We start from the raw sequence: 13,581 nt of genomic DNA on the forward strand, positions 1-13,581 counted from the left end.
GTGGAGGACGTCATCACCGCGCGGGAGAAGGTGGGGTGGCCACCCGGCCGTTCCACGTGGTCCGATGTGGACAGTGAAGGGTCGGGGCGCGCCGTGGTGCGCGCGCACCACGGCGAGTTCTTGCAAGGGGTGTTCCCGGAGGGCAGACGCCTCATCAGGGGGCTGATTTCGGTTCCGTGCGATCTCTACTCGGCGTCCGCGACCTTCGTGCCCGCGGAAGAACCGGAACTGACGGTCGACCCCGGTTGGAAGAGCAAGGCGCGTGCCGCCGCGGTGCTCGCGCTGACCGAGCTCGGCCGCTCCGGTACCGGCGGGCACCTCCGCCTCACCGGAGGTGCCCCGTTGAGGCGCGGCTTCGGGTCGTCAACGAGCGACGTCATCGCGACGATCTTCGCGGTGTACCGGGCGTTCGCCGAGAAGCTGACCAGCGAAGCGGCCGCCGTGCTCGCCGTCCGCGCCGAACAGGCCTCGGACTCGCTCATGTTCGACCGCAGGGCGGTCCTGTTCGCCCACCTCGACGGCGGCGTCATCGAGGACTTCGGAGCCGAGTTGCCACCGATCGGCGTGCTCGGGTTCGGTACCAGCCCCGACGGACTCGGCGTGGACACGGCCGCGCTGCCGCCGGCCCGATACAGCTCATGGGAGATCGAGGAGTTCCGGGTGCTGCGCACGATGTTCCGCCGCGCAGTGGTGTCCGAGGACGTCGAACTGCTCGGGCGGGTCGCGAGCGCGAGCGCCGGGATCAACCAACGACACCTGCCGGTGCGCGCTTTCGACCGGCTCCAAGCCCTTGCCGAGTGCGGCGGCGCGATCGGCCTGCAGGTCGCGCACAGCGGCGATATCGCCGGGCTTCTTTTCGACGTCGACGACCCGGACCTGGAGGGAAAGATGGAGCAGAACGCCTCGGCGCTGCGGGAGCTGGGGATCATCCGGCAGTGGCGCTTCGGAGTGGGGGCCCGATGACGCCGCGCCACTCCAGCAAGTCGTACGGCTCGATCATCGAGGCGACGGAGCTGCCCCGGCTCGTCCGGCTCGACGTCAACCTCTACGCCGCGGTGTTCGGGGTGATGAAACTGCTGCCGGCGCGGTTCATGATCGACCGGGCGGAGGACCGGGGTGCGTTGACGCCGGGAACCACGGTGATCGAGACGTCATCGGGCACCTTCGGCCTCGGGCTGGCGATGGTGTGCCGGATGCGTGGCTACCGGGTCGTGATCGTCGGCGACCCGGCGATCGACGTCCATCTCCAGCGCCGTTTGCGGGCACTCGGTGCCGAGGTCGAGATCGTCTCCAAGCCGAACGGGCCTGGCGGTCACCAGAGGGCGAGGCTCGACCGAGTCGCCCAGCTGAAGGACCGGTACACCGACCACTTCGTGCCGGGGCAGTACGACAACGCCGACAACCCGGCGTCCTACGCGGGGGCCGCCGAGGTGATCAGCGAATCGCTCGGCCGCGTCGACTGCCTGGTCGGCCCGGTCGGGTCGGGTGGTTCCACCGGTGGGATGGCGTCGTTCCTCCGGCTCGGCAGGCCCGAGATGTCGTTGGTCGGCGTGGACACGCACGGAAGCGTCATCTTCGGGATGCCGGACCGCCCCAGGCTGGTGCGAGGTCTCGGGAACAGCCTGCTCCCGGCCAACGTCCGGCACGAGGCCTACGACGAGGTGCACTGGGTGAACGCGGAGGAGACGTTCCGGGCCACCCGCGAGCTGCACAGCACGCAGTGCCTGTTCATGGGACCGACCAGCGGCGCGGCGTACCTCGTGGCCAAGAACTGGGCGGCCGAAAATCCCGACGCCACCACGGTGGTGATCTTCCCCGACGAGGGCAACCGGTACCAGGAGACCGTCTACTCCGACGCCTGGTTGTACGACAACGGGGTCTGGCCCAGCACACCGCAGGCCCGGCCGACGCTCGTCGATCACCCCGGCGATGCCGCGCCGACCTGGTCGCGGATGCGCTGGGCTCGTCGCGAACTCGGCGAAGTGCTGGCCACGGAGCCGGTGCGATGACCGGGACCGTCCTGCTGGTGGAGAGCAACACCACCGGTACCGGCCGGGACTTCGCCAGGCAGGCGGTCGAACTCGGCGCGCACCCGGTGATGATCACCCGCGAACCGAGCCGGTATCCGTACCTTGCCGAGGACGAGGTCGAGTACGTCGTCGCCGACACCGCCGACCCTGCCGAGGTCGAACGGATCGCGCTCGCGCGGGATCGGGAGACCGGCGTGTGCGCGGTCACCACCAGTTCCGAGTACTACGTGCCGATCGCGGCCGCGGTGGCGCACAAGCTCGGCAGGCCGGGTCCGTCGCCGGAGGCCGTCGCCGCCTGCCGTGACAAGGGAACGCAACGCGCGGTGTCGCAGGCGGCAGGGGTGCCGGTGCCGGCTTTCGCGGTGGCGAGGACCGTCGAGGCCGCGATGGCCGCGGCGCGCCGGATCGGGCCACCGGTCGTGGTCAAGCCGGTGCGGGGTTCCGGCAGCCTCGGCGTGCTGCGCTGCACCGACGAGAAGCAGGTGGGCAAGCACGCTGCGGAGCTACTGGGGAGGACCACGAACGAGCGTGGTCTCGCCGCCCCGGCCGAGGTACTGGTCGAACGCGAGATCGACGGCACCGAGTACTCGGTCGAGACGTTCGGCGACGCGGTGATCTCCTTGGTGCGCAAGCATCTCGGGCCGCTGCCCCAGTTCGTCGAACTGGGCCACGACGTCCCGGCGGCCGTCGACGACCGTGACCGCGAGCTGCTCACCGGGACCGCGCTCCGGGCGTTGCGCGCGCTCGGCCTCGGTTGGGGCGCCGGGCACGTCGAGATCCGGATCTCCGCTGGCGAGGCCTTCTTGATCGAGGTGAACCCGCGGCTCGCCGGCGGCAGGATCCCCGATCTGGTGCGGCTTTCCACCGGGATCGACCTGGTGCGGGCTCAGGTCGCGGCGGCGATGGGCTCGGAGGAGCGCCCGCTTCCGCGAATCGGTGAGAACGCGGCGATCCGATTCCTCACCGCCGAGAACGCGGGCGTGCTCGCGGACACCGAGGCGGCACTGGAAGCGGCCGGATCGGTGACGGGGGTCGTCGACGCCGCGTTCTACCACCGGACGGGCGATCCGGTCGCCCCCGCGGCCGACTTCCGAGATCGCTGCGGTCATGTCATCGCCGTGGCCGGCGGTCACGGGACGGCTGGTGAGGCGGCCGAGCTCGGGCTCGGCAGGCTCCGTGCGGCTCTCAGCTCAACCGAGGACGGTGATCGTCCATGACGGACAGTGCTATGTCCACTGTGGACACGGGAAGGCTCGGCACGCCGCTGTCGGCGACGGCGCAGCGGATCCTGTTCGGCAACGGCGCGGCGGACGGGCCCGACGAGTTGGTGCGCGAGATGTGGGACCTCACCGAGGTGGACCGTGCGCACCTGGTGATGCTGACCGAGCGGAGGATTGTCGCTCCCGGGCATGCTCGCCTCCTGCTCGGAGCCATCGACGACCTGCGGTCGGCGGACTTCGCCGCGTTGCGCGACAGGCCAGCCCCTCGTGGCCGTTATCTGAGCTACGAGTCGTACCTGATCGAACTGCTCGGTGCGGAGGTGGGCGGTGTGCTGCACACCGGGCGTTCCCGCAACGACCTCAACGCCACCACGACCCGCCTTCGCGCCCGGACCGAGTACGCCGAGCTCGTCGAGGAGGTGCGGCTGCTCGGCGCCGAACTGCTCGCCCGCGCCGGGGAGCACCGGCGGGTGACGATGCCCGCTTACACGCACCGGCAGCCCGCGGTCCCGGTCACCTACGGGCACTACCTCGCCGGCGTCGGCAACGGCGTCGCCCGCGGCCTGACCGGTTTGCTGCGGGCGGGCGAGGAACTCGAGGTGAACCCGCTCGGCGCGGGTGCCGTCGGCGGCACCTCCGTGCCGATCGACCAAGACCGCACGACCGCCCTGCTGGGATTCGCCAGGCCAGCGACCAACTCCCTGGACGCGGTGGCGTCCAGGGACTTCGTGCTGCGCCTGCTGGCCGAGTCCGCCGTGCTCGGCGTGCTGCTCGCGCGCGTGGCGCAGGACTTCTCGTTGTGGTCCACGGAGGAGTTCGGCCTTGTGCGCGTTCCCGACGACCTCGTCGGATCCAGTTCCATGATGCCGCAGAAGCGAAATCCATTCGTCCTGGAACACGTGCAGGGCCGGGCCACCGCCGCGATGGGCGCGTTCGTGGCCGCGGGGTCCTCGATGTGCACCGCGGGTTACACCAACGCGATCGCGGTGGGGACCGAAGCGGTGAAGCACCTGTGGCCGGCGATGCGGGACCTCACCGAGGCGGTGATCCTGCTACGGCTCGTCGTGGCGGGTGCGGAACCGGTCGCGGACCGGATGCTCGACCGGGCGACGGAGGGGTACACCGCCGCCACCCATCTCGCCGAGCGGATGGTCGCCGAGGGAAGGCCGTTCCGCACCGCGCACCACGAGGTCGGCAAGCTCGTGCTCGAAGGCTTGACCGCCGGTGAATCCCTCGCCGAGGCCGTGGCGCGGCGACCTGACGATTCCGTGCTCGCGGAACCGGTCCGGCTGGAGCCGGATGCGGTCGCCGAGGTCTGCGAGTTCGGTGGCGGAGCCGGTCCACACGCGATCGAGGGCGCGCTGCACGCCCTCGACGAGGAACTGACGCGCACGAACGGGAGCTTCGCGCACCGAAAGCGGCGCTGGGGCGACGCGGCGGGCGAACTCGACCGGCAGGTCCGAGCCTTGCTGGGGTGCGCATGAGCCGGGTGGGCGCGGAACCGGGGATGGCGATGGACACCGGCATGCTGGTGCCCGATCGGGTGGCCGCGCTCGCGGCGAGACAGCCCGACGCGGTCGCGATCGGATCCGGCGGGCACGCCCTGACCTACGCGGAACTGCACGACGCCGCCACGACACTGGCGTCCGAGCTCGTCGCGCGCGGCGTGGGACCGGAGGTCTGTGTCGCGCTGTGCTTCGAGCGATCCTCCGCGCTGGTGATCGCCATGCTCGCGGTCCTCGAGGCCGGTGGGTTCTACCTCCCTCTCGACCCGGAATACCCCGCCGCGCGGTTGGAACTGATGGTGCGCGAGTCCGACGCCGTACTCGTGCTCGGCGATCAGCGGAGCCTCGCGCTTCTGCCCGAGGACATCGGTGTTCCGGCGGTGCCGGTGCGCGATGACGGTCGCGCCGGGTTCCCCGGCGTGACGGCACCGGCGGTCGTGCCGAGGGCGGCCGTGTCGCCGGGGAACACGGCGTACGTGGTGTACACCTCGGGCTCCACCGGTGCCCCGAAGGGCGTCGTCGTAACGCACTCCGCGCTGCGCTGGTTCGTCGAAAACCTCCAGTACGCGGAGCCGGGAACGAACGACGTGGTGGCGCTCGCCTCCAGCCCTTCGTTCGACGCGCTGGCGTTCGAATGCTGGGTGGCCCTCACCCGAGGGGCGCGGTTGCACGTCGTCCCGAGGCCGGTCCTGCTGTCCCCCTCGGAACTAGCCCGTTCACTGCGGGCGGGCGGCGTCACGATGATGTACGTGACCGCGGCGCTGTTGCAGCAACTCGCCGTGGAGACACCTCAGTTCGCGGCCGGACTGCGAATCCTGTTCTTCGGCGGGCAGCGAGCGGACCACCGCTCGGTGTTACTGGTGCGCGAGAAATCGGCGCCGGCGCGGCTCGTCCAGGTCTACGGCCCGACCGAGACGACGATCTGGTCGTCATACCAGGACGTCGACGAAGGCGGTGCGCGGGGCTGGATCCCCCTCGGGGAGCCGATCGCCGGCACGACGGAGTACCTGCTCGACGCCGGCCTGCACCCCGTGCCGCCCGGCACGCCTGGCGAGATCTACATCGGCGGCGATGGCGTCGTGCGTGGTTACCTTGGCAGGCCGGACCTCACCGCGGAGCGGTTCCTGCCCGATCCCTTCCGCCGCGGCGAACCGGCGGCGCGGATGTACCGCACCGGCGACCTCGCGCGGCGGCGGCAGGACGGTTCGTTGGAGTTCCTCGGCCGTGCCGACGGCCAGGTCAAGATCCGCGGGTTCCGGATCGAGCTGGGCGAGATCGAACTCGCGCTCACCGCGCATCCCGAGATCGCCGCGGCCGTGGTCACCGTGGTCGAAGTGCCGGGCGGACCGCAGCTGATCGCGCACTACGTACCGGAGGCGGGTGCGCTGCCGGCGAAAGGGCGGCGGCTGCGGGAATTCCTCGCCGAGCGGATGCCGCCGTACATGGTCCCGGCCCTGTACCTGCCGTTGGAGCGCATTCCGTTGGCGCCCAACGGAAAGATCGACCGACCAGCGCTGGTCCCACCGCTGACACCGGACGGCAGGATCGATCGGCGGCGGCTCGCGACCAGGGGCGCGGCCGGATGAGTTCCGGTGACCACTTTCCCGAAACCACGTTGGAACGGCCGACGCGAATGGGGTACTGACACATGGAAGCACGGTTGGACAGGTACGAACGGTTCATCGAAAAGGAGTACCTGGCGGGTTTGCTGAAACCCGATGAGTACTCATTGGACGGGTTGACCGACGGCTTGCGCGAGAGGTTCGAGAACAAGCGGTTCCGGCGGATCGTGTTCACTGGGATGGGCTGCTCGGCGATCGTGTCGGACATCATCCGCGGGTACTTCACGGAGATGGGCGCGCCCGTGGAAGTGCATGTCGTCAACGATTACGATTTCCGCTTCCTCGCGCCCCCTTCGGTGCTCGACGACGACGCCACGCTCTACGTCATCAGCTCCTACAGCGGCCATTCCCGGGAACCGATCAAGGCGTTCGACGCGTTGCGCGATCGCGGTGACCAGGTACTGCTGCTGACCTCGGGCGGCAGGCTGGCGGAACTCGGCAGGCAGGCGGGAATCTCCGTCGCCTACTGGCGGTTGAGCGAGCCGGACCGCGAATATCCGCTCTTCCACGTCTCCCAGTACTTCGCGATCCTGATGGACCTGTTCCACCGGCTCGGGGTGCTCGCCCATGACCATCGCGCCGAACTGGCGGAGCTGGCGAGGAAGCTGAACGACGATTTCGACGCCGGGGGGCGTGACCTGGTGGAGTCGGTCGCCGATGCGGCCAAGGACGCGAACATCGTCATGATCGGTTCGCCGAAGTGGCACGAGAGCCTGCTGAAGCTGGGCAAGATGCACCTCAACGAGATGGCCATGGTGCCGGCCACGCGGAACTTCTTCCACGAGTTCTGCCACAGCGAGGTGGCGACCCTTTCGGATCCGGGCAGGCGGCACTGCGTCCTTTGGCTGGCCGACAAGGACGACGACGAGTACACGATCCGCAAGGGCGAGAACCTCCGCAGACTGCTGACCGCGGACGTGCCGGAGAACAAGAACGTCTCGATGGTGCGGATCGATCTGGCGCAGGACGGGTTTCTCCGCAAGTACTTCGCTGCGCTCAACATCATCCAACGGGTCGCGCTCCGGCTGGGCAGGCACCACGACACCGCGTCGCGGGACCTGATTTCCGAAGCGGCTGGGAACCCCTGGTACCACAGCTCGACGATCGCCACCGAGGAACGGGCCGGATAGCACGTCCGGAGGAGTGGAGTTTTCCAGTGCAGACAGAGCAGGCGCGTGAGGTGCCCGTCGTCGCCGGACTCGGTTCGTGGCTTCCGCCGAGAGTGGTCCGCAACGAGGAACTGGCGCAGCGACTCGACACGTCCGACGAATGGATCCGTACCAGGACGGGGATCGCGGAACGCCGCATCGCCGGTGACGGGATCGCCACGATCCGGATGGCGATCGAAGCCGGATCGCGGGCGCTGCGGTCCGCTTCGGCGCAGACCGTCGACGCTCTGGTGCTGGCGACTTCGACGCCCGACCAGCTCTGTCCGGCCAGCGCGCCCCAGGTAGCCACCGGGCTGGGGTTCAACGGCATTCCCGCGTTCGACGTCAACGCGGTGTGCAGCGGCTTCCTCTACGGCCTCGCCTCCGGTGGTGGCCTGATCTCGTCCGGTATGGCACAGCGGGTGCTGGTCATCGGCGCGGACACCTTCAGCACGCTGATCAATCCGGACGACCGCACCACGATGCCGATCTTCGGTGACGGTGCGGGCGCGGTCGTCCTGCGCGCGGGGAGACCGGACGAACTCGGCGCGCTCGGCCCGATCGACCTGCACAGCGACGGGGACCAGGCCGGGTTGCTGTTCGTACCGGCAGGCGGTGCCCAACAACGGGTGGACGGCGTTCCGATGGAAGCGGGCGACTACTTCCTCGCGATGAAAGGCGCCGAGACCTTTTACCTGGCCTATTCGAGAATGGCCGAATCTGCCCGTACGGTACTCGATCGCGCCGGCTGGACGGTTGCCGACGTCGACCGATTCGTGGGGCACCAGGCGAACGCCCGAATCCTCTACACGGTGGCGAAACAACTGGGCGTTCCTGAGGAAAAGGTCGCCGTGAACGTGGACAGGGTCGGCAACACCGTCGCCGCGTCCATTCCGCTGGCACTGGCCGATTCCGCGCGCGACGGCACGTTGCGAACGGGCGACCGTGTCCTGCTCAGTGCGTTCGGCGCGGGCCTCACCTGGGGGGCGGCCGTTCTGCGCTGGCCGGACCTGCGGGTGTGCTGATCCGCGGCGCGCATCGGATACGGACCACCGCCGTTCGACGGAATCGGGCGCACGAGCGCGGCCGGGAACATCAGGAAACGAACAAGGAGATCCAGCAAAATGAAGGCACTCATCTACGCGTTCGGCTCGCGCGGGGACGTCCAGCCGTACCTGGCACTGGCGTACGCGCTCAAGCAGGCGGGGCACGATGTCGTCCTGTCCGCGAGCGAGAGCGCGCGTTCGTCGGCCGAGGACTACGGTATCGAATTCTCTTCCCGTGACGACTGGCTCACCAAGATGAACATCGAAGATCCCCTCGTCCAACAACTCGTCATGACCGAGGGCGAGGACAAGAGGGCACTGGACAAAACGGTGCGGAAGCAAGCGATCGCCAAGGTGAAGGCCGAACTGAACCGGCGTACCCCCGGCCTGCTGGAGGACATCTGGGCGGGCGCGCAGGCCGCCGGTGACATCGACATCGTGGTCCATCCGTGCAACCCGGTGGACCAGGGCCACCAGATCGCCGAGCACAAGAAGGTGCCGGCGGTGCTCGCGGTGCTGCACCCGCATTTCGCGCCCTCCGGCGACTACGGCAGCGCGGTCGTCCGGCCCAAGCCCGACCGGGCGCGGTTTCTCAACAAGCTGAGCCACAAGGTGCTGCCACTGTTCCAGCAGAAGAAGAAGGAAATCACGCAGTGGCGCCGGGAGGTCCTCGGCCTCCCACCGCGACGGAATCAGCACAACCGCCTGGTGCAGGCCGACGGTTCGCCGACCACGTTGCTCCAGGGGTTCAGCGAGCACCTGATCAAGCGTTCCCGTGACTGGACGGACGCGGTGCACACCACGGGCTTCTGGTTCCTGCCCGCTCGCGACGACTGGACGCCGCCGTCCCGGCTGGTGGAGTTCCTCGACGCGGGTGAGACCCCGATCTTCGTCGGGTTCGGCAGCCTCAAGAAGGGGGACCCGGCGAGCCGGGGCAAGATCATCCTGGACGCTGTCGGGAAGGCGGGTGTGCGGGCCATCATCGGCACCGGGTGGGGTGGGCTCGAGATCACCGACCCGCCCGAAAACGTCCTGGTCATCGAGGAAGCCCCGTACGACTGGTTGTTCCCCCGCGTCAGCGCGACCGTGCACGCGGGCGGCACGGGCACCATGAACGCGGCGCTCGTCGCCGGGGTGCCCCAGGTAGCCTGCCCGTTCCACATGGAGCAGGCGTACTGGGCGGACACCGCGCACGCGATCGGTGTCTCGACCACCCCGATCCCGCAGGGCAAACTCGGTGTGCACAACCTCGCCGCGGCGATCACCGAGGTCACCACCGACAAGGGGCTGACCGAGCGGGCCGCGGCGGTCGCGGAAAAGATGCGGACGGATCAGGGCACCGCGGCCGCGGTCAAGATCATCGAAGAGGTGCACGAGCGGCACCGGGCTCGCGCCACCGCCGCTCGGTAAGCAGCGTCGGGAAATGCCGCTCGGGAGGCGCGGCGGTCGGGCCCGATCGCCGCGCCCCTCGCCCGGTGTGCGCGACCGGGCTCACCGGTCGGCTACGCCGTGATCGCGCGGTCGGGATCAAGCCACGGCTGGCCGATTCTGGTCAGGCGAGCGCCCGCGATACCGCGGGCGTGCTGGTGCAGCAGGCTGTGCAAAGCGTAGTAACCGGGCGCCGGCTGCAGGAGCAGGTGGTGGTCGAGGAGCTTCTCCAGAGCGCATTCGGTCCGGTGGGGACCGAGCCCGGTCAGCTCGGCGGCCAGTTCCGCGGTGAATACCCGGTTCGACCGGGCGGCGAGCCTGGCGAGCAGCGTCAGCTCCGCGGTGTCGAGCGGCCGGTAGGACTGGCTGAACGCGGCACCGAGGTCGGGCAGCCCGTTGGTCCGAAGTTCACCGAGCCGCCGGTCGCTGTCGCGCAGCCGGAGCAGGAGTTCTCCGGCCGTCCGAGCGGGTCCGCGGGAGACCCGGAGCGCGGCGATGCGGATCGCGAGCGGCAGGTAGCCGCACAGGGCCACGATCTCGGCCGCGATCTCCGGCTCGGCAGGCCGGTCCTCGCCGCCGATCCGGCCGAACAGTTCGGTCGCGCTGGCCGGTGGGAGGACGTCGAGCGGCACCGGGAGCGCGCCGGCGAGTCCCGGTAGCCGCGGCCGGGAGGTCACCACGGTGAGGCTGCCGCTGGCACCGGGGAGCAGTGGGCGGATCTGCCGGTCGTCGGCGGTGTCGTCCAGTACGAGCAGCACTCGGCGGTTCGCGGTCACCGTCCGCCAGAGTCCGACCCGCTCTTCCAGCGAGGAGCCGATCCGATCCGCCGGTACGCCCGCCAGCAGCAGCAACTGGAGCAGCGCCAGCTTCGGAGCCAGCGGGGCGCGGTCCGCGGTGAAACCGTACAGGTTGCAGAAGAACTGGCCGTCGGGGAAACGGGAAGCGACACCGCGCGCGGCGCGCACGGCGAGGGTGCTCTTGCCGATTCCCGCCATGCCGCTGATGACCACGATCCCGTTGGCGGAGCGCATCTTGCCCAGTTCGCTTTCCCTGCCGACGAAATCCGGGATGTCCGGTGGCAGGCAGGCGGGCGGGCCGAACGGACCGCCGATCCGGGACCGCCGATCCGGCACGGCGGTGGTGGCGGACAGCAGTGCGCCACCGTCCACCTGGGACAGTCCAAGACCGGCTGCCAGCAGCCGCACCGAGGCGAGGCGCGGCGCGTTGCGCTTGCCGGTCTCCAGCAAGCTGATCGTCCGCGCGGAGATTCCGGATTTGCTGGCGAGTTCCTCCTGGGTCAGCGCGGCCCGCAGCCGGAAGTCGCGCAGCAGGTCGCCGAAGCGGTGCTGACGCTCCATAGCCGAAACCTCCCCAGGACGATGGTGGAACCCCGGACCCTGCACGCGACCGACGTTAAGCTCCGGGTCCTTGCAACGGTCTTACCTTCGATCGGAATCCACCGCCGAGGCCGCGACCGGTTTCCCTGGTCGTCGAAGCGGACTTGTCAGACGACGGTGCGTCCGCGCATCGACCGGGTCCACCGAGGCCGGTCGGTGCAAGCTCGGCGCAAGGCACCGCGGTTACCGTGGCATTGGGCGCACGCGGCCGCCAGACCGCCGAGCGGAAAGCGATGGCAGATATGGCTCCTGAGGTTGCTCCGGTTCCGGGCGGATCCATCGGCGGAATCGCCGTGGTCGGTGCGGCACGGCGGTTTCCCCCGGCGGCGCGGTCAGCTCCGGTCGAGGATTTCGACGCCGGGTTCTTCGGTCTGCCCGCGCAAGCAGCGGCCACGATGGCACCGCAGCGGCGGTGGGAGCTCGAACTGTCCTGGGAGGCCTTGGAGAACGCCGGGATCCGGCCGGATTCCCTGCGCGGCAAGAAGGTCGGGTTCTTCACGACGGCATGGGAACGCGAGGAAACGTCCTTCGGGATGTCCACGATCGACCACGACGCGGCCCCCGGGTTGGCTGAGCGGTGCACGGCACGGGAGTTCGCGGAGACGTTGGGATTGGACGGTGTCGACGTTTTCGTGTCCAGCCGTCATCGGTCGGTCTCGGGTGCGCTGCGCGAGGCTCGTACGAGGATTCTCGAGGGCTCGACCGACGTGGCCGTGGTGGGTGGGGTCGACCTGCCCGACGGCGGCGGATTCCTCGTGCTCGAAGCAGGTTCCGGTGGTGATCGCACGCGGATCCCGCTGACCGCCGACCTGCTCACCGCCACCGGGATCCGGGAACTGCTCGACGCCGTCGTGTCCGCCGATCGTCCGGCTCCGGCGGCGGCGCTGCCCGCGGCGGGGAGCCCGCTTCCTTGGTTGTTGTCCGGTCGCTCGCCGGCGGCGCTGCGGGCTCAGGCCGGGTCGTTGCGCGATTTCCTCCTCGCCACGGGCGATTTCAACCCGGTCGACGTGGGTTTCTCCTTGGCCACGAACCGGACGGACTTCGAACACCGCGCGGTGGTGGTGGCCACGGACGCGGCGGGCTTCCTCCGCGGCCTCGACGCGGTGGCGGCCGGTTCTCCGGCCTCCGGCGTGGTGCTCGGGGAGGTGGGCGAACCCGGCAGGACCGCGTTCGTCTTCCCCGGCCAGGGTACGCAGTGGCCGGGCATGGCCGCGGAACTGCTCGACTCCGACGAGGTGTTCCGCGCCCGTATCGAGGAGTGCGAGCGGGCGCTGGACCAGTTCGTCGACTGGTCGCTGCGCGCGGTGCTGCGCGGCGAGGCGGGCGTACCGGAACTGGACCGGGTGGACGTCGTCCAGCCGGCCTTGTTCGCCGTGATGGTGGCGCTGGCCGAGACGTGGCGCTTTTACGGGGTGGAACCGGACGCCGTGCTCGGGCACAGCCTCGGCGAAGCCGCGGCCGCGTGCGTTTCCGGCGCGTTGTCCCTGGTGGACGGTGCACGGGCGATCGCACTGTGGAGCAAGGCGTTGCTGGTCAAACTGGCCGGGCGCGGCGACATGGCTTCGGTGTACTCGACCGTGGACCGGCTGGCGCCGCGGCTGGCCGCGTGGCGGGGCCGGATCGTGGTGGCCGCGGTGAACGGTCCCGGCGCACTGGTGGTCTCGGGGGATTCCGAGGCGATCGAGGGACTGCTGGGTGAACTCGGTGCCGAAGGAGTGCACGCGCGGAGGATCCCGGTCGGGCTGGCGGCGCACTCGGCGCAGATGGACCTCATCCGGGAAGACATGGCGTCGGACCTGGCGCCGATCGAGCCGAAGCACGCGGCGGTGCCGTACTTTTCCCCGCTCGTCGGCTGCGAAGTGGACGGCACCGAGCTGACCGCCGACTACTGGATCCAGACTTTGCGGCACACCGTCCAGTTCGAGCGCGCCACCCGCGCCTTGATCAACCGCGGGTTCGGGACCTTCATCGAGATCAGTCCCAACGCGGTGGTCACCGCGGCCATCGAAGGTACGTTGGGCGAGGCGGGCGTGCGCGGCGCGGTTCTCGACACGCTGGGGCGCGACGACGGTGGGCGAGCGCGATTCCTCTTAGCGTTGGCGCGGGCGCACGTAGGGGGCGTCGATGTGCGTTGGGAAGCGTTCTTCCCGGGAGCGCGTCCGGTCGTGTTGCCCACCTACGCCTT

General features: G+C 69.7%; 9 protein-coding genes and 1 pseudogene. 9 read left to right on the top strand and 1 reads right to left on the bottom strand.

Annotated features, from left to right (window positions below; genetic code table 11):
• The 8 genes from HUW46_RS39985 (at position 1) to HUW46_RS40020 (ending at position 9,981) form a co-directional block, all read left to right on the top strand.
• The gene (locus HUW46_RS39985; protein ID WP_254125412.1) at positions 1–963 is read left to right on the top strand and encodes a GHMP family kinase ATP-binding protein; all 963 of its coding nucleotides are present in this window, start codon (positions 1–3) and stop codon (positions 961–963) included.
• Positions 960–2,009, top strand: coding sequence for a cysteine synthase family protein (locus HUW46_RS39990; RefSeq protein WP_215543875.1), 1,050 nt, complete (start codon positions 960–962; stop codon positions 2,007–2,009). Before HUW46_RS39985 ends, HUW46_RS39990 begins: the two co-directional genes overlap by 4 nt.
• Positions 2,006–3,247, top strand: coding sequence for an ATP-grasp domain-containing protein (locus tag HUW46_RS39995; protein ID WP_215543876.1), 1,242 nt, complete (start codon positions 2,006–2,008; stop codon positions 3,245–3,247). Before HUW46_RS39990 ends, HUW46_RS39995 begins: the two co-directional genes overlap by 4 nt.
• Positions 3,244–4,734, top strand: a complete 1,491-nt coding sequence (locus HUW46_RS40000; protein WP_215543877.1) for an argininosuccinate lyase — start codon at positions 3,244–3,246, stop codon at positions 4,732–4,734. The genes HUW46_RS39995 and HUW46_RS40000 overlap by 4 nt, the downstream gene beginning before the upstream one ends.
• Entirely contained in the window at positions 4,731–6,341 is a 1,611-nt protein-coding gene (locus HUW46_RS40005; RefSeq protein WP_215543878.1) for an amino acid adenylation domain-containing protein, read from the top strand. The genes HUW46_RS40000 and HUW46_RS40005 overlap by 4 nt, the downstream gene beginning before the upstream one ends.
• 62 nt (positions 6,342–6,403) lie before the next feature.
• Positions 6,404–7,507: an SIS domain-containing protein gene (locus HUW46_RS40010; RefSeq protein WP_215543879.1), complete on the top strand. Its 1,104-nt coding sequence runs from the start codon at positions 6,404–6,406 to the stop codon at positions 7,505–7,507.
• A gap of 26 nt (positions 7,508–7,533) precedes the next feature.
• Complete coding sequence (locus HUW46_RS40015; RefSeq protein WP_215543880.1) at positions 7,534–8,550, top strand: beta-ketoacyl-ACP synthase III; 1,017 nt, start codon at positions 7,534–7,536, stop codon at positions 8,548–8,550.
• 99 nt (positions 8,551–8,649) lie between these two features.
• Positions 8,650–9,981: a glycosyltransferase gene (locus HUW46_RS40020; protein WP_215543881.1), complete on the top strand. Its 1,332-nt coding sequence runs from the start codon at positions 8,650–8,652 to the stop codon at positions 9,979–9,981.
• 92 nt (positions 9,982–10,073) lie between these two features.
• On the opposite strand, the gene HUW46_RS40025 is transcribed toward HUW46_RS40020, so the two are convergent.
• A complete protein-coding gene (locus HUW46_RS40025; RefSeq protein ID WP_215543882.1) occupies positions 10,074–11,357 on the bottom strand; it encodes a helix-turn-helix domain-containing protein in 1,284 nt (427 codons plus the stop codon).
• A 434-nt stretch (positions 11,358–11,791) separates the two neighbouring features.
• Between HUW46_RS40025 and HUW46_RS49160 the strand changes: the two are divergent.
• Positions 11,792–13,465 (top strand): annotated as a pseudogene (locus tag HUW46_RS49160) (acyltransferase domain-containing protein); the annotation flags it as partial.
• Positions 13,466–13,581 lie beyond the last annotated feature (116 nt).

Source organism: Amycolatopsis sp. CA-230715 (assembly GCF_018736145.1).
Classification (GTDB): Bacteria; Actinomycetota; Actinomycetes; order Mycobacteriales; family Pseudonocardiaceae; genus Amycolatopsis.